This is a genomic window from Pseudomonas sp. KD5 (assembly GCF_012932895.1).
Taxonomy (GTDB): domain Bacteria; phylum Pseudomonadota; class Gammaproteobacteria; order Pseudomonadales; family Pseudomonadaceae; genus Aquipseudomonas.
Map to the genome: position 1 here is coordinate 255,528 of NZ_JDWJ01000004.1, position 18,985 is coordinate 274,512.

The window sequence follows — 18,985 nt, forward strand, 5'->3', positions numbered from 1 at the left end:
ATAATTGTTCAGGCGGACGGGCGCGAGGCTTTCTCGGCGTGTCCGGACAGACCGAAGCGACGGTCCAGTTCATCGAGCACAGCCTGTGGATGTTGCCCCAACTGGGCGAGCATGACCATGCTGTGGAACCACAGGTCGGCGGTCTCGTAGATCACATCGCTGCAGTCACCGCTGATGGCGGCATCCTTGGCGGCAATGATGGTTTCGACCGACTCTTCACCGACCTTTTCCAGAATCTTGTTCAAGCCCTTGTGGTACAGGCTGGCGACGTACGAGCTGTCGGCGGCTGCGCCTTTGCGCTCTTCCAGCACCTGGGCCAGACGGGTCAAAGTGTCACTCATGGGTATGTCCTGCGGAGTAGATGGCGTGCGGGTCTTTCAGAACCGGGTCGACGATTTTCCAGTCGCCGTTCTCGAAGACGCGGTAGAAGCAGCTCTGACGGCCGGTATGGCAGGCGATGTCGCCGATCTGCTCGACCATCAGGATGATCACGTCAGCGTCACAGTCCAGGCGCATCTCATGCAGGGTTTGCACGTGGCCGGACTCTTCGCCCTTGCGCCACAGCTTGCCACGGGAACGTGACCAGTAAATGGCACGGTTCTCGGCGGCGGTCAATTGCAGTGCTTCGCGGTTCATCCAGGCCATCATCAGGACGCGTCCGGTCTTGTGATCCTGGGCAATCGCCGGCACCAGTCCATCGGCGTCCCACTTGATCTCGTCCAGCCAGTTTTTCATCTTCGACTCCGACAGCGGGCTCTACTTCAATAGTTGAGGCCAATGTTCAAATTCAGCGTTCAAACAGTGTGCCAGCCGATGATCCAACTGGCTATCGGCGAACGACCAGATACAAGCCGATCGCCACCATGATTCCGGCGGGCCAATGCCCCAGTTCGTGTAACGGGCCACCGGCGGCGAGTATCGTGCCACCCGCCAGATGAGCGGTACCGAGCAGGCGCAGGAACACGTCGTCCTTGCGCCGGTGCCACGGAGGCGGCGGGTCGTTGGCGTGGGGTTGGGACATGCGCTCAAGCAGGTCGCGGGCCATGTTGGCCAGGTGCGGGAGCTGCTCGAACTGGCTCTGCACGTTGCCCAGCAAGGCTTTGGGGCTGACGCGCTCGCGCATCCAGCGTTCGAGGAACGGCTGGGCGGTGTTCCACAGATCAAGGTCCGGGTACAACTGACGACCCAGGCCTTCGATGTTCAACAGGGTTTTTTGCAGCAAGACCAACTGCGGCTGCACTTCCATGTTGAAGCGTCGAGCGGTCTGGAACAGGCGCATCAGCACCTGACCAAAGGAAATATCTTTTAAAGGTTTTTCGAAGATCGGCTCGCACACCGTGCGGATCGCCGCTTCGAATTCGTTGAGCTTGGTTTCCGCCGGTACCCAGCCCGAGTCGATGTGTAATTGCGCGACACGCCGGTAGTCACGCTTGAAAAACGCGAACAGGTTGCGCGCCAGATAGTCCTGGTCTTCCGGGGTCAGGCTGCCGACGATGCCGCAGTCGATGGCGATGTACTGCGGGCTCCAGGGCTGCACGGTGCTGACGAAAATGTTGCCGGGGTGCATGTCGGCGTGGAAGAAGCTGTCGCGGAACACCTGGGTGAAGAAGATCTCCACACCGCGCTCGGCGAGCATTTTCATGTCGGTGCGCTGATCGGCCAGGGTCGCGAGGTCGGTGACCTGAATCCCATAGATGCGCTCCATCACCAGCACTTTCGGCCGGCACCAGTCCCAATAGACTTGCGGCACATACAGCAGCGGCGAACCGTCGAAGTTGCGCTTCAACTGGCTGGCGTTGGCGGCCTCACGCAGCAGGTCGAGTTCGTCGTAGATGGTTTTTTCGTAATCACTGACCACGTCCACCGGGTGTAGAAGACGGGCGTCGGCCGAGAGTTTTTCCGCGGCGCGGGCAAGAATGAACAGCCATGCCAGGTCCTGGGCAATCACCGGTTTGAGGCCTGGGCGAATCACCTTGACCACCACTTCTTCACCGGTTTTCAGCTGTGCGGCATGCACCTGTGCCACCGAAGCCGAGGCCAGCGGTTCGACGTCGAAACGTGAGAAGACTTCATTGATCTTCTTGCCGAGCTGCTCTTCGATCAACCGGACCGACACTTGCGAGTCGAACGGCGGTACCCGGTCCTGCAACATCATCAGTTCATCGGCGATGTCTTCGGGCAGCAAGTCGCGGCGCGTCGAAAGGATTTGGCCGAACTTGATGAAAATCGGCCCAAGGTCCTGCAGCGCCAGGCGCAATCGTGCGCCACGGCTCAGGTCCAGGGGCTTGCGCGGGAACCAGCGCCACGGCAAGGCATAGCGCAGCGCCAGCAGAAACCAGGGCAATGGCAGGGCGAACAGCAGGTCATCGAGGCGGTAGCGGATCACGACGCGCTGGATGCGCAACAAACGGCGGACGGCAAGCAGCTTCATGCGTTATCGCTTGGGTCGAGGGATCGGGAAAGGCGCTCGAAACGCGCCTCGAGACGTTCCAGATCGAGCTTGATCTGGTCCAATTCACTGAAACGGGCTTCGGCTTCGCGCTGACCGACGAGGGTGCGCGATTCTTCGGCCAGGTATTCGCCCAGGTTCTGGTTGAGGCTGGCGAACCCTTGCTGATACCAGCGTGCGCGACTGCGCAGGTGACCGCCGACCAGTTGCGTGGCCACAGGTCCCAGCCAGCGCGAGAGTTCGTACTCCCAGTCCAGCTCCAGGTCCTGCAGGACCGTCGCCAGTTCCAGCAGCACGCCGCTGTCGCCGTCGAGTTCGACTTCCGGGGCATGCAGCACCGACGTCTTGTCTTTGCTCGTCGCCAGTTTCAGCAGGCTTGAGGCCGGTGCGCGCAAGGTGCAGTCGGCACCGGTTTCCCAGTGGGACGCCAGCATCAGGCCTTCATCGCTGGGCAGGATGAACAATTGCAACGCCGGGCTGCGGCAGTCGACGGCAATCACCTTGCCACTCAAATGCGCCAGCCGCGGCAGCGCCGTGCTGTCGAGACGCAGCACCCGGTTCAGACCGAGTTCAACGCTGGCGAGCAGGCCGGCCAGCAACATCAGGGTTTGATGCCACGGTGCAGGGCGACGATGCCTGCGGTCATGTTGTGGTAGGTCACGCGGTCGAAACCGGCCTCGACCATCATCGACTTCAGGGTTTCCTGATTCGGGTGCATGCGGATCGATTCGGCCAGGTAGCGATAGCTTTCCGAATCATTGGTGATCAGCTTGCCCATCAACGGCATGAAGGCGAACGAATAGGCATCGTAGGCTTTGGACATCAGTGCGTTGGTGGGTTTGGAGAACTCCAGCACCAGCAGGCGACCGCCGGGCTTGAGCACGCGCAGCATCGAGCGCAGGGCGTCTTCTTTATGCGTCACGTTGCGCAGGCCGAAAGCGATGGTCACGCAGTCGAAGTGGTTGTCCGGGAACGGCAGCTTTTCAGCGTCGGCCTGGACGAATTCGACGTTGCCGGACACACCCAGATCCAGCAGGCGGTCACGACCGACCTTGAGCATGGATTCGTTGATGTCGGCCAACACTACCTGACCAGTCGGTCCCACAAGATGCGAAAACTTTTTGGTCAGGTCGCCAGTGCCGCCGGCGATGTCCAGCACGCGGTTACCGGCACGCACGCCCGACAGTTCGATCGCGAAACGCTTCCACAGACGGTGCATGCCGCCCGACAGGAGGTCGTTCATCAGGTCGTACTTGGCGGCTACCGAGTGGAAAACCTCAGCGACTTTTTCCGCTTTCTGGCTTTCCGGAACGTTTTTGAAGCCGAAGTGAGTGGTGGGTTCGGCATCGCTGCCTTTGCGCTGATCAGTCATATCGCTGTCACCAAAATAGAATGCGGGACATTCTAATCCCGGTGGCCTGCTTTGTCTTGGCAAGGCTGAAGGTAAGATATAGAGAAACCGGGACGTTTTGACGCAGTAACGGTCAAGATGCTTCAGGAAGTGTCCATAAAGCAGGAGTCATTCGATGGCCCATATTAGTGTTGAGCGTGCCCATGGCCTGGGTAAGGAAGCGGCCCGCGAGAAGGCCGACAAGTTGGCGCAGAAACTGTCCGATCAATATGGCCTGGAGCCACAGTGGTCTGGCGACACGCTGAACCTCAAGCGCTCCGGTGTGAAAGGGGCGGTGCATGTGGGCGAGGATTCGATCAGGGTCGATGTCGAACTGGGGCTGTTGATGTCTGCCATGAGCGGCACCATCAAATCGGAAATCGAAAGGGCCCTCGACAAAGCGTTGGCATAATCCTCTCATTGTGTGGAATGCGATTAATGTGGGAGCGAGCAAACCCGCTCCCACATTCGTTCTGCGACTACAGGCTTTATGTCATTTGTTAGGGTGCCGTTTCTAATTTTTCTCCCTACTTTGTGCCTGAGCCCGACACTTTCGCGGGCAGTTCCTCAACCCTTCTGCGCGTGAGGTGGACCATGGCCAAAGTTATTGTGAAGAAAAAAGTCGACGTTGAGACCAACACTCTGAACGACGTCAAATCGTATGCCCGCAAGATCTGGCTGGCAGGCCTGGGTGCTTACACCAAGGTCGGTCAAGAGGGTAGCGAGTACGTTCAAGAGTTGATCAAGGCTGGTCAAGCTGTTGAAAAGAAAGGCAAAAAAGTAGTTGCTGAGAAACTTGAAGCGGCTAATGCCGAGATCGATGAAGCCAAGAATGAAGTGAGTACTTTCAAAGGCAAAGTCGAACTTCAACTCGACAAAGTCGAGAAGGCTTTCGATACGCGTATCGCAAGTGCCTTGAATCGTATCGGCATTCCGTCTAAACATGACGTGGAGACACTCTCTGCTAAGCTCGATGAGCTGACAGCATTGCTCGAACGTGTCGCGCGTAAATCTTAAGGAGAACGGGATGGCTGGCAAAAAGAATACTGAAAAAGAAAGCAGCTCGTGGATCGGGAAGGTCGAAGACTACTCCCGCAAGATCTGGCTGGCTGGTTTAGGCGTGTACTCGAAGATTGATACTGACGGCAGCAAACTCTTCGATGCATTGGTTAAGGACGGCGAGAAAGCCGAGAAGCTCACCAAGAGCGCTGTCGGCAAGACTGTCGATGCTGCCAAGGACTCCGCTTCGTCGGCCAAGTCGCGCATCAGCGGCGTGAAAGATCGCGCACTGGGCAAGTGGGATGAACTGGAAGGGGCTTTCGACAAGCGCCTGAACAGCGCCATTTCGCGCCTGGGTGTACCGAGCCGCAATGAAGTCAAGGCACTGCACAGCAAGGTCGATACCCTGACCAAGCAAATCGAAAAACTCACCGGTGCCAAGGTTGCGCCTGTTGCGGCGAAAACCGCGGCGGCCAAACCGGCAGCTAAAAGCGCGGCCAAACCATTGGCCAAGGCCGCAGCGAAACCTGCCGCCAAGCCGGCAGCCAAAACTGCTGCTGCGAAACCTGCAGCCAAAGCGGCCGCTAAACCCGCTGCAAAACCCGCTGCAAAAGCTGCTGCAAAACCAGCCGCTAAACCAGCGGCCAAACCTGCAGCTAAAACCGCAGCGGCCAAACCCGCTGCGGCGAAGAAGCCAGCAGTGAAGAAACCAGCCGCCCCGAAAGCGGCCGCTCCGAAACCAGCAGTGGCTGCCGCCAAACCGGCAACCCCGGTCAGTCCGGCGAACTCCGCCGCTGCACCGACCCCTGCTGTAACCCCGACTATCGCACCGACTCCATCGGCGCCAACCAGTCAGTCCTGATTTCCAGGACGCAAAAAAACGCCCGGCCTGCAAAGGTCGGGCGTTTTTGTTTGTGCATGGATTCCAGAAACCATCGAAGACCCACCGGGTCAGTCGTGCTCTTCGAGGTACTGCAACGCCAACCGCTCGGTCGCGACTTTGACCGGCGGCAACAAGTGCGGCGCCACCAGCATCATGATCTGGTACACCACCAGTCGTACTTCACCTTCACGGTCGAGAATCCGCTGATAGTCCAGCGAGAACAGCAATGTCATGGTGATTTGTTCCACCAGTTGCCCCAGCGCCTGGGTGTCGCTGACCAACTGCCCCTGAGCCTTCAACTGCGCCAGCAATGAAGCCAGTGTGCGCTTCAACGCATTGAGCAAGTTGCGTATCCCCTTGGCCAGTTTCGGCAGGCGGCCGGCAAGGTTCGACAAGTCCTGGAACAGAAACCGGTATTGGGCCAGGCGTTCGACGATCAGGTGCAGGAACAGCCAGTAATCTTCGGGTGCCAATTCCACATCGGACGGTGGATCGAGCAAGGGCGTCAGTTCGGTCTGGAAGCGTTCGAACAGCCCCAGGATCAGCGGCTCCTTGCCGTGGAAGTGGTAGTAGAGGTTGCCGGGGCTGATGCCCATTTCGTTGGCCACCTCCATGGTGGACACGTTCGGTTCGCCCTTCTGATTGAACAACTGCAGGGCACATTCGAGAATCCGGTCGCGGGTTTTCATCCAGTCTTCTTAATGGTCGAGTCAGGCCACGGCCATTGGCGGCCGTGGTTCATTGAGCGTCAGCGCACGCGCACGTAAGTACCGGGCGCCGCCTCCATCGGTGGATAGTTCTGGTTGCCAAGGGTCATCAGGGTTTCGTGTTGAGTGCCGGAGCGTTCCTGAATCCAGCTCAGCCATTGTGTCCACCAACTGCCGTCGACGCGTTTGGCGTCGTAATACCAGGCCCGCGGGTCGCTGCTCAGTTTCGGGTTCTCGACGTAGTTGGCTTTCGAGTTGTGCGGCGGGTTGAGAATGCTCTGCACATGACCGCTGCTCGACAGCACGAAGCGCCGCTCGCCACCCAGCAGCAAGGTCGAGCGATACACCGCATCCCACGGGGTGATGTGATCGTTCATGCCGGCCACGCTGAAACTGTCGACGGTGACTTTCTGCAGGTCGATCGGAGTGCCGCACACTTCCAGCCCGCCCGGATGACTCAGCGGGTTGTGCTTGAAGAAGTCCAGCAGGTCGCCATGAAACGCTGCCGGCAGGCGTGTGTTGTCATTGTTCCAGTAGAGGATGTCGAACGCCGGTGGCTCCTTGCCCAGCAGGTAGTTATTGACGAAGTAATTCCAGATCAAATCGTTGGGGCGCATCCAGGCAAAAACCCTGGCCATGTCGCGACCTTCCAGAACGCCCTTCTGATATGAGCGGCGCTTGGCCGCTTCCAGCGTTTGTTCATCGACGAAGAGGGTGGCCGGGCTTTCTATCTGACTGTCGAGCAGGCTGACCAGATAGGTCGCGCTGGACACCCGCCGCAGCTGCCGCTTGGCCTGCAAGTGCCCTTGCAGCGCGGCGATGGTCAGCCCGCCGGCGCAGGCACCCATCAGGTTCACGTCGCGGGAACCGGTGATCGCCCGGCACACATTCATCGCTTCTTCGGTGGCTTCGACGTAAGACGACAGCCCCCATTCGCGGTGACGCACATCAGGATTGCGCCAGCTGATCACGAAGGTCTGCAAGCCGTTTTTAAGGGCGAACTGGACGAAGCTGTTACTGGGGCTCAAGTCGAAAATGTAGAACTTGTTGATCTGTGGCGGCACGATCAGCAATGGCTTGGAATACTGTTTTTCGCTCATTGGCTTGTACTGGATCAGTTCCAGCAGCTCATTGCGAAACACCACGGAGCCGGTGGTGGTGGCGACTGTCTTGCCTACCTCGAATGCTTGTTTGGTGACCTGTCTGGGCAAGCCGTCGTTGTGCAGCAGGTCGTCGAGCAGATGGCCGATACCCCGCACCAGGCTGTGACCGCCAGAGTTGAAGATCTCCTTGACCGCCAGCGGATTGAGCAGGGTGTTGGACGGCGCCACGGCGTCGTTGATCAAGGCAAACGCAAAGTGGGCGCGGGCGCGATCGTCCGGGCTCAGGTTGCTCTCGTCGATCCAGTTTTTGACCTCCTTCTGCCAACTCAGGTAGGCCTGCAAGCTGCGGCGATAAAAAGGGTTGAGGCTCCACGCCGGGTCGGCAAAGCGATTGTCTTGCGGATTGATCGGGTGCAGGGTCTCACCCAACAACACGCGGCCAAGCTGGCCGCCCAGCTTCAAGGCATGCCGGGCCGTGTACACCGGGTTGCGCAGGCCATGGGTGGCCAGGCTGCGCAAGGTCGAAAGCAGGTCCCGGCCGCGCAGACCGGTCACCGCACTCTGTGCGTTGATGAATGCAGCGGGAGTGGGCAAGGAGCCCTTCGCTGGTTTGTCGCGCATGAGTCAACACTCCTTCGTCATCAGGCCAAAAACAAACTCACCGAACAAATCACCATAGACGTTGTTGCGGATTGTTGCGCGGTACGACGTCCTGTCGACGCACTTTTCCTGAACCAAATCCGGGGCAGGTCAACTGCCCGATGGCGCCGGATGCGGATGCATCACTGCGCGCTGACGTTCCTCTTCGAGAAACTTCATGATGATCGGTGCCACCGCTTCGGCCCGGGTAATCAAGAACAGATGCCCGTCGTCAATGATGTGCAGTTGGGCATTGGGAATTCGCCAGGCCAGCATGCGCATATTGATCAGCGGGATCAGTGGGTCGTCGTCGCCCGCCAGCACCAGGGTCGGCTGGTGGATCTTGTGCAGCCAGTGAATGCTGGTCCAGCCGAAGCCGGCGAACAGTTGCCAGTAGTAGCCCAGTTTGCCTGCCGAGCGAACCCGCGCGGCGTGACTGGCCGCCAGGGTCGGATCGCGACGGAACGAGCCGCCATAGATCATCGGTGCGATGCGAATCACATGGGACGGCTGGATGTAGCGTCGTGGGCTGGCCATCATCCATAGCACTTTCGGTTTGCCAGGCACCATCACTGTGCCGGCCGCCGTGGCTGCCAGCACCAGCTTCTTGCAGCGCTCGGGATAGTCATAGGCAAATTGCTGCGCCAGGGCGCCCCCCCATGACACGCCGATCACATTGACCTGCCCGTAATCGAGATAGTCGAGCATTCGCGCCGTCAGTTTCGCCAGGCCCGAAAAGCGATACGGCCGGCTGGGCGTCGATGAGCCGCCGACACCGGGTACGTCGAAGGCGATGACTTCCAGGTCCGGATCCAGCGCCTGGACGAACGGAAATATCAGCTCCAGGTTGGCACCGATGCCATTGAAAACCAGCAAGGGCGTCAAGTGAGGCTTGCCGGGGCGTACCGCGGTGCGGAGGGTCTGCCCATCCAGGTTGACGGTACGGAATATGAACGGTTGCGGCATGCACGAAGCCCTGTAGGTTTTAAACGCTGATCGGGCCATCCCGGGCCGTCGCAGAATGTTCGAGGCTGGCCTCGAGGCTGATTAATGACAATCGCGGCACTTCCCAGTGCCGCGGACTGCGAGTTGTTTGAAGCTCAACGTTCGTGCACATATGTGCCTGGCGACGCCTCACCCGCGGGATAGGCCTTGTTGCCAAGGTTGGCGGGGGACTTCTTCAGTTTGCCCGAGCGTTCGGCCTGCCACGCTTGCCAATGCAACCACCAGGAGTCGGTGTGCTTGGTAGAGTTTTCCATCCAGTCCTCGGCCTTGACCGGCATGTCGGTGCTGGTCATGTAGCGCGCTTTCGGGTTGCCGGGCGGGTTCAGAATGCTCTGGATATGCCCGCTGCTGGACAGCACGAACTCGACCTTGCCACCGAACAGTTGTGCCGACTTGTAGCAGGACTTCCACGGGGTGATGTGATCGTTGGTACCGGCCAGGGAAAAGATGTCGGCATCGACCTGTTTGAGGTCGATCGGTGTGCCGCACACTTCCAGTGCGTTGGGACGGATCAGTGGGTTGTTTTTGAACATCTCGATCAGGTCGCCGTGGAAAGCGGCCGGCAGGCGAGTGGTGTCGTTGTTCCAGAACAGAATGTCGAACACCGGTGGCTCGTTGCCCAACAGGTAGTTGTTGACCCAGTAGTTCCAGATCAAGTCGTTGGGGCGCATCCAGGCGAAGACTTTCGCCATGTCGCGACCTTCCAGCACACCGGCCTGGTAGGAATGGCGCTTGGCGGCTTCGAGGGTCTGCTCGTCGACGAACAGGGCCACGTCGCTGTCGAGGGTGGTGTCGAGCACGCTGACCAGCAGAGTCAGGGCGTTTACTTTCTTCTCGCCGATCGCTGCGTAGTGACCCAGCAGGGCAGTGCAGGTGATACCACCGGAGCAGGCGCCGAGCATGTTCACGTCTTTGCTGCCGGTGATCGCGGTGACTACATCGACCGCTTCCTTGAGCGCTTCGATGTAGGTCGACAGACCCCACTCGCGTTGCTCCTTGGTCGGGTTGCGCCAGCTGACGATGAAGGTCTGCACGTTGTTGCGCAGGCAGAAGCGCGCCAGGCTCTTGTCCGGGCTCAGGTCGAAAACGTAGAACTTGTTGATCTGCGGCGGCACCACCAGCAGTGGGCGTTCATGCACTTGCTCGGTGATCGGCTTGTACTGGATCAGCTCCAGCACGTCGTTGCGAAAGACCACTGCGCCTTCGGTTACACCCAGGCTCTTGCCGACTTCAAACGCGCCCATGTTGACCTGGCTCGGCATCCCGCCGTTGTGGATCAGATCCTTGGCCAGGTGGGAGAGGCCGTCGAGCAGGCTTTTGCCACCGGTTTCGAAGAAGCGTTTGACCGCCGCCGGGTTGGCTGCCGTGTTGGTCGGGGCCATGGCTTCGGTCATGAGGTTGATCACGAAATGCCCGCGAGCGACGTCCTTGGGCGAGAGATTGCTCTTATCGATCCAGGTGTGGAGTTCCTTGCGCCACGCCAGATAAGTTTGCAAATAACGTTTGTAGAGAGGGTTCTGGCTCCAGGCCGGGTCGAGGAAACGGCGGTCGTCGCTTTGCGGTTGAAGCTCGGATTTTCCGAACAGCACGTTCTTGAGTTCGATGCCGAAATGGGCGACGTGCCTGGCACTGTGGATGGGTTGTCTGATGGCCTGGGTCAGCACCATTCGGGCAGAGCCCAGTAGATCCTTTCTACGCAGCCCAACAACAGGATTCAGTCCCAAGGTATTTTCTGAAGCCTGGAATTTCAGGTCATCGTTTTGCTTGTTACTCATCTACGACGCTCCATTGTCCTGAGGCGAGTACCTGAGCCCAGCTGTGTAGTCACACAATGCGCCAGGTACTACTGCTCGGGTGACCGTTGATTGCATAGCTGCTTTTCAGTTCAGAGAGCACTGCACGGAACTTGCCAGCTCCATTGGTTACCCGAGTTTAATTTTTTTCGCAAGCGGGCCAATCGTTGACCCGGCAGCCAAGCATTCAAACAGATGGAATTAGAAAATGCCCTCTAAATACCTCGAGGCCTGACCTAGAGCATCAGCTTGACGACCGACTCGTTCGGATCACGGGTCTTTCCAGCCGCTTTGAGTTCGGCAAGATAATCGTTCCACAGATCCTCTTGGCGCACCGCCAACTGGTACAGATATTCCCAGGTGAACAGGCCGCTGTCGTGGCCGTCGTCGAAGGTCAATTTCAGTGCGTACTGACCGGCGGGTTCGACCTTGCTCAGGCCTACGCCGATCTTGCCAAATTGCAGGATAGGTTTGCCGTGGCCCTGGACCTCGGCGGAAGGAGAGTGCACGCGAAGGAATTCTGCGGGCAGGTGATACTCCTCGCCGGACGCGTATTTGAGCGTCAGGGTTTTCGAGGCTTTGTGCAGTTTGATGTCGGTGGGGAGTTGGGTCATGGCAGGTCGTCCGTCTATGTGGAACGTTGTGCAGGAGCTGCCGCAGTCTACGGCAGCTCCTGCTGGGTTCACGTTCTCACAGGAGAGTAGGTGACCTACAGGATATAACGGGACAGGTCTTCGTTCTGTGCCAATTCGCCCAAGTGGCTGTTGACGTAATCGGCATCGATCAGGATCGCCTTTTCGTCATGGGTGCTGGCCAGATCGCCGGCACTGAACGACACCTCTTCAAGCAGACGCTCCAGCAAGGTGTGCAGGCGACGTGCGCCGATGTTCTCGGTCTTCTCGTTGACCTGCCAGGCAATCTCGGCAATACGCTTGATGCCGTCCGGCTGGAACTCGATGAGCAGCCCTTCGGTTTTCAGCAGCGCGCAATACTGCTCGGTGAGCGAGGCATGCGGCTCGCTAAGAATGCGTTCGAAATCTTCCGGGCTCAGGGCCTTGAGTTCGACCCGAATCGGCAGGCGACCTTGCAGCTCCGGCACCAGATCGCTCGGCTTGCTCAGGTGGAATGCACCGGAAGCGATGAACAGGATGTGGTCGGTCTTGACCATACCCAGTTTGGTGTTGACGGTGCAGCCTTCGATCAGCGGCAGCAAGTCGCGCTGTACGCCTTCACGGGATACGTCGACGCCACCGGTATTGCCGCGCTTGGCGACCTTGTCGATTTCGTCGATGAACACGATGCCGTGCTGTTCGACAGCTTCCAGCGCCTTGGCCTTCAACTCTTCTTCGTTGACCAGGCGACCGGCTTCTTCGTCGCGAACCAGTTTCAGCGCTTCCTTGACCTTGAGCTTGCGGCTCTTGCGCTTGCCCTTGCCCATGTTGGCGAACAGGCTCTGCAACTGGTTGGTCATTTCTTCCATGCCCGGTGGCGCGGAGATATCGACGCCGGTGATTTCGGCGACTTCGATTTCGATCTCCTTGTCGTCCAGCTGACCTTCACGCAGGCGTTTGCGGAACAGCTGGCGGGTGTTGGAGTCCTGGGCCGGGGCGGCGTCTTCGTTGCTGAAACCCATACGTGCCGGTGGCAGCAAGGCGTCGAGGATGCGCTCTTCGGCGGCGTCTTCGGCGCGGTGGCGAACCTTGGTCATTTCCTGTTCGCGCAGCAGTTTGATCGCCGCATCGGCCAGATCACGAATGATCGATTCGACGTCGCGGCCGACATAACCCACTTCGGTGAATTTGGTCGCTTCGACTTTGATGAACGGCGCGTTGGCGAGTTTGGCCAGGCGACGGGCGATCTCGGTTTTACCGACGCCGGTCGGGCCGATCATCAGAATGTTCTTGGGGGTGACTTCGACGCGCAGCTCTTCGGGCAGCTGCATCCGGCGCCAGCGGTTGCGCAAGGCAATGGCGACGGCGCGTTTGGCATCGTCCTGGCCGATGATATGGCGATTGAGTTCGTGGACGATTTCACGGGGGGTCATGGGCATAGTAATTGGCGGTCCTCAAGCAAAAGTGAGCCGTGGCGCTAGGCCAAGACAGGCTTACTCAGCGAGATCCTGCTCCTCGATGGTGATGTTGTGGTTGGTGAACACGCAGATGTCGCCAGCGATGCCCAAAGCGGTTTCGACGATTTCCCGGGCCGACAGGTCGGTCTTTTTCAACAGCGCGCTGGCCGCAGCCTGGGCGTAGCCGCCGCCGGAACCCATGGCGATCAAGCCTTCTTCAGGCTCAACCACGTCACCGTTGCCGGTGATGATCAGGGAGGCGTCTTTGTTGGCGACCGCGAGCATGGCTTCGAGGCGGCTGAGGGAGCGGTCAGTGCGCCATTCTTTGGCGAGTTCGACAGCGGCGCGAACCAGGTGGCCCTGATGTTTTTCGAGTTGGCCTTCGAAGCGCTCGAAGAGGGTGAAGGCGTCAGCGGTAGCCCCGGCAAAACCGGCGATAACCTGACCGTGGTACAGGCGGCGAACTTTCTTCGCGTTGCCTTTCATCACGGTATTGCCGAGCGAAACCTGGCCGTCGCCGCCCATGACGACTTTGCCGTGGCGGCGAACTGAAACGATGGTGGTCAAGGGAGAGTCTCCACGCAGCGGGGCGAAAATGCCTTATGCCAACTCATATGGGGGTGGTGGAGCGTTTTTCAACTGTAGGACGCGGCGGGGGACGAGCGGTGTGTCATTTGCGAAGGCGGGTGCAAGTGAATCCCTGTGGCGAGGGGGCTTGCCCCCGTTGGGGCGCGAAGCGACCCTAAAGTCGGTCGCCGCGGTTGGCCAGACAGACCTTGGCGGTCGATTTTAGGGCCGCTTCGCAGCCGAACGGGAGCAAGCTCCCTCGCCACAAAAGCAGATTGCTTCTGACTGTAAAGTGGGATCAGCGGCTCTGGCGTTGTTGTAACAACAGGTTACTGAAGCCACTGCCCGCCAATTGTTTCTGGGCGGTGGTCAGTTGTTCGCGGTTGCTGAACGGGCCGACCAGCACCCGGTACCAGGTCTCGTCCTTCACCGTGCCGGATTCAACCGCCACGGCCTGACCCAGCAGGATGATCTGCGCCCGAACCTTGTCGGCATCGGCTTGCTTGCGGAACGAACCGGCCTGCAGGAAGAACTTGGTCACCGGCGCCGCTTTAGCCACCGGTGGCGCTGGCGGCGGAGTGATGCCGGCCAATGCCGCCTGAGCCCGGGCGGTGTCGATCTTCGCTGCTTCCGCAGGCGTCACCGGCGTGGTCGGAATGGCCGGCACTTGTGGTGTCGGCAGGGTTTTCTCAGGTACTGCATCCGGCGGCACGATCACTTCCGACTCCGGCAGCAAGGTGTAGAAGTCGTACTTCGGCTTCACCGGTTGCGTCGGGCTCGGCGGGGTCTTGTTGGCTTCGGCGATCTTGGTCGCTTTCTGCTGTTGCTCGACCTTCTCGCGCTTGACGCTGTCACTGCCCTTGCCCGGCTCCAGCTTCATCAGGAACACAATGAACGCGCCGACCGTCAGGCCGATGGCCATCCACAGCCAGCCCGGGATCGGTTGCTTTGCAGGGGCTTGGTAACGGCTGGCGCCACGCTTGGGTGCAGGTTTTTTCTTGGCAGCCAACTTACATACGCTCCAGAGTTTCCAGACCCAAGAGTTCCAGGCCTTGCTTGAGAGTGCGGCCGGTCAACGCAGCAAGGCGCAGACGGCTCTGCATTTGCGCCGGGGTGTCGGCGCTGAGGATCGGGCAGTTCTCGTAGAAACTGGAGAACAGGCCGGCAACATCGTACAGGTAGGTGCAGAGAATGTGCGGCGTGCCTTTATCGGACACGTTATTCAGGATTTCGCCGAACTGCGCCAGTTTCGCCGCCAGCTCATGTTCGTGCGGCGCTTCGAGGACGATTTGCCCTTCGACTTCGCTGAAGTCCTTGCCAAGCTTGCGGAACACGCCGGCCACTCGGGTGTAGGCGTACAGCAGGTACGGTGCGGTGTTGCCTTCGAAGTTCAGCATCAGGTCGAAGTTGAAGCTGTAGTCGCTGGTGCGGTGCTTGGACAGGTCGGCGTACTTCACCGCGCCAATGCCTACGACCTTGGCGATGTTGCGCAGCTCGTCTTCGGCCAACTCCGGGTTCTTCTCCTTCACCAGCGTGTAGGCGCGTTCCTGGGCTTCGGTCAGCAGGTCGATCAGCTTCACGGTGCCGCCGTCACGGGTTTTGAACGGGCGGCCATCGGCGCCGTTCATGGTGCCGAAGCCCATGTGTTCCATTTCCATCGGATGGGTCACGAAGCCGGCCTGACGCGCGACCTGGAACACCTGCTGGAAGTGCAGGGCCTGGCGCTGGTCAACGAAGTACAGCGCGCGATCGGCTTTCAGCACGCCGCTGCGGTAGCGCACGGCCGCCAGGTCGGTGGTGGCATAGAGGTAGCCGCCATCGGCCTTGACGATGATCACTGGCAGCGGTTCGCCCTCGGCGTTCTTGAACTCGTCGAGGAACACGCACTGGGCGCCGTTGCTCTCGACCAGCATGCCTTTGGCCTTGAGGTCGTTGACCACGTTGATCAGGTCGTCGTTGTAGGCGCTTTCACCCATCACGTCGGCCATGGTCAGTTTGACGTTCAGCAGTTCGTAGATTTTCTGGCAGTGGGACAGCGAGATGTCCTTGAACTTGGTCCACAGCGCCAGGCAGTCCGGGTCGCCGGCTTGCAGCTTGACCACCAGGCCACGGGCGCGGTCGGCGAACTCTTCGGACTCGTCGAAGCGCTGCTTGGCGGCGCGGTAGAAGTTTTCCAGGTCCGATAGCTCGTCGCTGGTGATCGGGTTTTCCTGCAGATAAGCCATCAGCATGCCGAACTGGGTGCCCCAGTCGCCGACATGGTTCTGACGGATCACGGTGTCGCCGAGGAACTCCAGCACCCGGGCCACGCCGTCGCCGATGATGGTCGAGCGCAAGTGGCCGACGTGCATCTCTTTGGCCAGGTTCGGTGCCGACAGGTCAACCACGGTGCGCTGCACCGGGCCGGCCTTGCGTACGCCGATGTGGTCGTCGGCCAGGGCCGCGTCCAGACGGGTCGCCAGGGCTTGGGTGTTCTGGAAGAAGTTCAGAAAACCTGGGCCGGCGATTTCGGCTTTGGAGACGTTTTCGTCAGCCGGCAGCGCGGCGATGATTTTTTCGGCCAGGTCGCGGGGTTTCATGCCGGCCGGTTTGGCCAGCATCATCGCGATGTTGCTGGCGAAGTCGCCGTGGGTCTTGTCACGGGAGTTTTCCACCTGGATCGCCGGCGACAGGCCTTCAGGCAACACACCTTCGTTGACGAGTTGGGTGATGGCTTGTTGGATCAGCTGGCGAATGGTGTCTTTCATGGTCTTCTCTTTCGACCGCAGGCGCGGCGGCGCTTCAGTGCGCTGGTGGAAAAACTGGGCATTATCCGTTGCGAAGACGGGCTTGCCAACTATAGCGGGCAGGTTATGGATATGTGGTGACAAATCGGCCGCCTTCGCGGGCAAGCCTCGCTCCTACAGAGGCAGTGTGCGGATCAGCAAGATCCGTTGTAGGAGCGAGGTCTGCCCGCGATGGCGATTTTGAAATCAATACAAATCGACCGGATCGACATCCAAAGACCAACGCACTGCCCGCCCACTGGGCATCTGCTCCAAAGCCAGCAACCAACTGCTCAACAATCGATGCAGCGGCGCCCGGGCCGTGGCTTGCAGCAATAACTGTGCGCGATAGCGCCCGGCCCGGCGCTCCATCGGTGCCGGAACCGGCCCCAGCAACTCGATACCGGTCAGATGCTGTTCGGCCAGCAGTCGCTCGGCCTCGCTGCACGCTTCATCGAGGAACCCTTCGGCCTGCCCCGGTTTGTGCGCTTCGGCCCGCAGCAGCGCGAGATGCGCAAATGGCGGCAACCCGGCGGAGCGGCGTTCGCTCAATGCCTGTTCGGCAAAGGCGAAATAGCCCTGCTCGGTCAGTTGCACCAGCAGCGGGTGGTCCGCCAGGTGCGTCTGGATGATCACTTTGCCCGGCTCTTCGGCGCGGCCCGCGCGTCCGGCGACCTGGACGATCAACTGCGCCATGCGCTCGCTGGCGCGGAAGTCGCCGGAGAACAACCCGCCGTCGGCATCGAGAATCGACACCAGTGTCACCCGAGGAAAGTGGTGCCCTTTGGCAAGCATCTGTGTGCCGACCAGAATGCACGGCTGGCCTTTCTGGATGGTCGCGAACAACTGATTCATCGCGTCTTTGCGTGAAGTACTGTCGCGGTCGACTCGCAGCACCGGGACGTCCGGAAATAGAATCCCCAGGCGTTCCTCGGCACGCTCGGTGCCGGCGCCCACGGGCCGCAAATCGACCTTGCCGCACTTTGGGCAATGTCGAGGCACGCGCTCGACGTAGCCACAATGATGGCAGCGCAATTCGCCCGAGCGCTGGTGCACGGTCATTCGCGCGTCGCAACGCTGGCATTCGGACATCCAGCCGCAATCGTGGCAGAGCAGCGTCGGGGCGAACCCTCGGCGATTGAGGAACACCAGCACCTGCTGGCCGGCGGCCAGGGTCTGACCGATGGCTTGCTGCATCGGCCCGGAAATGCCGCTGTCCAGTGGACGACTTTTCACGTCCAGGCGCAGGAAACGCGGTTGCTTGGCGCCGCCGGCGCGCTCATTCAGGCGCAGCAGGCCGTAACGACCGGTGTAGGCGTTTTGCAGGCTTTCCAGAGAAGGCGTGGCGGAGCCGAGGACAATCGGGATGTTTTCCTGCCGGGCGCGAACCAGCGCCAGATCGCGGGCGTGGTAGCGCAAGCCTTCCTGCTGTTTATAAGAGCCGTCGTGCTCTTCATCGATGATGATCAGGCCGGGGTTCTTCATCGGCGTGAACAGCGCCGAACGGGTGCCGATAATAATGTCGGCTTCGCCATCCCGCGCGGCCAGCCAGGCGTCCAGGCGCTCGCGGTCGTTGACGGCGGAGTGGATCAGTGCGATGCGTGCATTGAAGCGCTGTTCGAAGCGCGCCAGGGTTTGCGGGCCGAGGTTGATCTCCGGGATCAACACCAGGGCTTGCTTGCCGGCCTCGAGGGTTTCGCGGATCAGTTGCAAATAGACTTCGGTCTTGCCGCTGCCGGTGACGCCGGCCAGCAGGAACGCATGATAACTGTCGAACCCGGCGCGAATCGCTTCATAAGCGGCGCGCTGCTCCGGGTTGAGCGGCAATTCCGGTTGTGCCAGCCAGTGTTCGTGGCGAGCGCCGGGCGCGTGCCTGCGGATGTCTACCTGCACCAGATCCTTGGCCAGCAACAGATCGAGGCTGTCCTTGCTCAGCATCAGTTTGCTCAGCAGCTGATGGGCGACGCCGTGGGGATGTTGCGCCAGGGTCGCCAGGGCTTCGCGCTGCCGCGGGGCGCGGGCGATGCGCGGGTCATCGAGGCTGGCGCCGGGCGCGGCGGACCAGAACCGCTCCTGACGGGCTTCGGCCAGCTCACCCTGACGCAGCAACACCGGCAGCGCCCAGCTCAATGTGTCGCCGAGGCTGTGCTGATAATACTGGGACGTCCACAGGCACAGCTTGAACAGCGCGGGTGGCAGCGGCGGTACCGCATCGAGCAGGGCCAGCGCCGGTTTGAGTTTTTCTGTCGGGACTTCGCTGTGGTCGGTGATCTCCACCAGAATCCCGATCATCTCCCGCCGGCCGAACGGCACCCGCAAACGCATGCCCGGGTGTAACTGGGCGCGCAGGACTCCGGCCGGCGCGCGATAGTCGAACAGGCGGCGCAGGGGCGAAGGCAGGGCGAGGCGCAGAATGGCGTTGGGCACGCGATTGTTTTCTCGATAGGGGAGCGATGACGAAGGCCGGGAGCCTAGCAGACGGTCGGATTTGTGTCCTCCATCAGGAAAGCGTTCAAGTGTTGACGAGTGGATTTTAATGCCAGGCAAGGCGCTACGACGACTCATAGCGCGCTATGGGGAGGAGTAGCAACGCAGCATGGCGTTAAAAGACGCCGTC

The 18,985-nt window shown here is 60.2% G+C and carries 18 protein-coding genes; 3 read left to right on the forward strand and 15 right to left on the reverse strand.

Features of this window, described 5'->3' with window-relative positions:
* Window positions 1–8: 8 nt before the first annotated feature.
* The 5 genes from AF70_RS10970 to ubiE form a co-directional block, all read right to left on the reverse strand.
* Window positions 9–341, reverse strand: a complete 333-nt coding sequence (locus AF70_RS10970; RefSeq protein WP_007899279.1) for a phosphoribosyl-ATP diphosphatase — start codon at window positions 339–341, stop codon at window positions 9–11.
* Window positions 334–735, reverse strand: a complete 402-nt coding sequence (gene hisI / locus AF70_RS10975; RefSeq protein ID WP_019581839.1) for a phosphoribosyl-AMP cyclohydrolase — start codon at window positions 733–735, stop codon at window positions 334–336. Before hisI ends, AF70_RS10970 begins: the two co-directional genes overlap by 8 nt.
* 91 nt (window positions 736–826) lie before the next feature.
* Complete coding sequence (gene ubiB / locus AF70_RS10980; protein WP_028939613.1) at window positions 827–2,431, reverse strand: ubiquinone biosynthesis regulatory protein kinase UbiB; 1,605 nt, start codon at window positions 2,429–2,431, stop codon at window positions 827–829.
* Window positions 2,428–3,051 (reverse strand): SCP2 domain-containing protein, encoded by a 624-nt coding sequence (locus tag AF70_RS10985; RefSeq protein WP_028939614.1) that lies wholly within the window; start codon window positions 3,049–3,051, stop codon window positions 2,428–2,430. The genes ubiB and AF70_RS10985 overlap by 4 nt, the downstream gene beginning before the upstream one ends.
* A complete protein-coding gene (gene ubiE, locus AF70_RS10990) occupies window positions 3,051–3,821 on the reverse strand; it encodes a bifunctional demethylmenaquinone methyltransferase/2-methoxy-6-polyprenyl-1,4-benzoquinol methylase UbiE (protein ID WP_007936800.1) in 771 nt (256 codons plus the stop codon). The genes AF70_RS10985 and ubiE overlap by 1 nt, the downstream gene beginning before the upstream one ends.
* Before the next feature lie 154 nt (window positions 3,822–3,975).
* Between ubiE and AF70_RS10995 the strand changes: the two genes are divergently transcribed.
* The 3 genes from AF70_RS10995 to AF70_RS11005 all read left to right on the forward strand — a co-directional run bounded on the left by AF70_RS10995 (window position 3,976) and on the right by AF70_RS11005 (window position 5,700).
* Window positions 3,976–4,251, forward strand: a complete 276-nt coding sequence (locus AF70_RS10995) for a polyhydroxyalkanoic acid system family protein (RefSeq protein ID WP_018929158.1) — start codon at window positions 3,976–3,978, stop codon at window positions 4,249–4,251.
* A 182-nt stretch (window positions 4,252–4,433) separates the two neighbouring features.
* Complete coding sequence (locus AF70_RS11000; protein ID WP_028939615.1) at window positions 4,434–4,856, forward strand: phasin family protein; 423 nt, start codon at window positions 4,434–4,436, stop codon at window positions 4,854–4,856.
* Window positions 4,857–4,866: 10 nt separating this feature from the next.
* Window positions 4,867–5,700 carry a phasin family protein gene (locus AF70_RS11005; RefSeq protein WP_019581844.1) on the forward strand — a complete coding sequence of 278 codons (834 nt, stop codon included), beginning with the start codon at window positions 4,867–4,869 and terminating at the stop codon, window positions 5,698–5,700.
* Window positions 5,701–5,789: 89 nt separating this feature from the next.
* Here AF70_RS11005 and AF70_RS11010 read toward each other — a convergent pair whose 3' ends face one another.
* From AF70_RS11010 to AF70_RS11055, 10 genes are all read right to left on the reverse strand, one after another.
* Window positions 5,790–6,410 (reverse strand): TetR/AcrR family transcriptional regulator, encoded by a 621-nt coding sequence (locus AF70_RS11010; RefSeq protein ID WP_019581845.1) that lies wholly within the window; start codon window positions 6,408–6,410, stop codon window positions 5,790–5,792.
* A gap of 59 nt (window positions 6,411–6,469) precedes the next feature.
* The gene (gene phaC / locus AF70_RS11015; protein ID WP_019581846.1) at window positions 6,470–8,152 is read right to left on the reverse strand and encodes a class II poly(R)-hydroxyalkanoic acid synthase; all 1,683 of its coding nucleotides are present in this window, start codon (window positions 8,150–8,152) and stop codon (window positions 6,470–6,472) included.
* Between the two features lie 129 nt (window positions 8,153–8,281).
* The gene (gene phaZ, locus AF70_RS11020; RefSeq protein WP_019581847.1) at window positions 8,282–9,136 is read right to left on the reverse strand and encodes a poly(3-hydroxyalkanoate) depolymerase; all 855 of its coding nucleotides are present in this window, start codon (window positions 9,134–9,136) and stop codon (window positions 8,282–8,284) included.
* Window positions 9,137–9,270: 134 nt separating this feature from the next.
* Complete coding sequence (phaC, locus tag AF70_RS11025) at window positions 9,271–10,950, reverse strand: class II poly(R)-hydroxyalkanoic acid synthase (protein WP_007936808.1); 1,680 nt, start codon at window positions 10,948–10,950, stop codon at window positions 9,271–9,273.
* Window positions 10,951–11,204: 254 nt separating this feature from the next.
* Window positions 11,205–11,582, reverse strand: coding sequence for a gamma-butyrobetaine hydroxylase-like domain-containing protein (locus AF70_RS11030; protein ID WP_019581848.1), 378 nt, complete (start codon window positions 11,580–11,582; stop codon window positions 11,205–11,207).
* Between the two features lie 95 nt (window positions 11,583–11,677).
* Window positions 11,678–13,018 carry an ATP-dependent protease ATPase subunit HslU gene (hslU, locus tag AF70_RS11035; RefSeq protein ID WP_019581849.1) on the reverse strand — a complete coding sequence of 447 codons (1,341 nt, stop codon included), beginning with the start codon at window positions 13,016–13,018 and terminating at the stop codon, window positions 11,678–11,680.
* 54 nt (window positions 13,019–13,072) lie between these two features.
* Window positions 13,073–13,603 carry an ATP-dependent protease subunit HslV gene (hslV, locus tag AF70_RS11040; RefSeq protein ID WP_007936812.1) on the reverse strand — a complete coding sequence of 177 codons (531 nt, stop codon included), beginning with the start codon at window positions 13,601–13,603 and terminating at the stop codon, window positions 13,073–13,075.
* A gap of 298 nt (window positions 13,604–13,901) precedes the next feature.
* Window positions 13,902–14,612 carry an SPOR domain-containing protein gene (locus AF70_RS11045; RefSeq protein ID WP_028939616.1) on the reverse strand — a complete coding sequence of 237 codons (711 nt, stop codon included), beginning with the start codon at window positions 14,610–14,612 and terminating at the stop codon, window positions 13,902–13,904.
* Between the two features lies 1 nt (window position 14,613).
* Entirely contained in the window at window positions 14,614–16,350 is a 1,737-nt protein-coding gene (gene argS / locus AF70_RS11050; RefSeq protein WP_028939617.1) for an arginine--tRNA ligase, read from the reverse strand.
* A gap of 225 nt (window positions 16,351–16,575) precedes the next feature.
* The gene (locus AF70_RS11055; protein WP_007936815.1) at window positions 16,576–18,795 is read right to left on the reverse strand and encodes a primosomal protein N'; all 2,220 of its coding nucleotides are present in this window, start codon (window positions 18,793–18,795) and stop codon (window positions 16,576–16,578) included.
* Between the last annotated feature and the right edge of the window lie 190 nt (window positions 18,796–18,985).

Bases quoted from the DNA above. Each gene is read 5' to 3' on its own strand.
- ubiB (WP_028939613.1), bottom strand. From the start codon at position 2,431: ATGAAGCTGCTTGCCGTCCGCCGTTTGTTGCGCATCCAGCGCGTCGTG.
- ubiE (WP_007936800.1), bottom strand. From the start codon at position 3,821: ATGACTGATCAGCGCAAAGGCAGCGATGCCGAACCCACCACTCACTTC.
- AF70_RS11030 (WP_019581848.1), bottom strand. From the start codon at position 11,582: ATGACCCAACTCCCCACCGACATCAAACTGCACAAAGCCTCGAAAACC.
- phaC (WP_007936808.1), bottom strand. From the start codon at position 10,950: ATGAGTAACAAGCAAAACGATGACCTGAAATTCCAGGCTTCAGAAAAT.
- AF70_RS11010 (WP_019581845.1), bottom strand. From the start codon at position 6,410: ATGAAAACCCGCGACCGGATTCTCGAATGTGCCCTGCAGTTGTTCAAT.
- phaZ (WP_019581847.1), bottom strand. From the start codon at position 9,136: ATGCCGCAACCGTTCATATTCCGTACCGTCAACCTGGATGGGCAGACC.
- hslU (WP_019581849.1), bottom strand. From the start codon at position 13,018: ATGCCCATGACCCCCCGTGAAATCGTCCACGAACTCAATCGCCATATC.
- AF70_RS11005 (WP_019581844.1), top strand. From the start codon at position 4,867: ATGGCTGGCAAAAAGAATACTGAAAAAGAAAGCAGCTCGTGGATCGGG.
- hisI (WP_019581839.1), bottom strand. From the start codon at position 735: ATGAAAAACTGGCTGGACGAGATCAAGTGGGACGCCGATGGACTGGTG.
- AF70_RS10985 (WP_028939614.1), bottom strand. From the start codon at position 3,051: ATGTTGCTGGCCGGCCTGCTCGCCAGCGTTGAACTCGGTCTGAACCGG.
- AF70_RS10970 (WP_007899279.1), bottom strand. From the start codon at position 341: ATGAGTGACACTTTGACCCGTCTGGCCCAGGTGCTGGAAGAGCGCAAA.
- phaC (WP_019581846.1), bottom strand. From the start codon at position 8,152: ATGCGCGACAAACCAGCGAAGGGCTCCTTGCCCACTCCCGCTGCATTC.
- AF70_RS11000 (WP_028939615.1), top strand. From the start codon at position 4,434: ATGGCCAAAGTTATTGTGAAGAAAAAAGTCGACGTTGAGACCAACACT.
- argS (WP_028939617.1), bottom strand. From the start codon at position 16,350: ATGAAAGACACCATTCGCCAGCTGATCCAACAAGCCATCACCCAACTC.
- AF70_RS10995 (WP_018929158.1), top strand. From the start codon at position 3,976: ATGGCCCATATTAGTGTTGAGCGTGCCCATGGCCTGGGTAAGGAAGCG.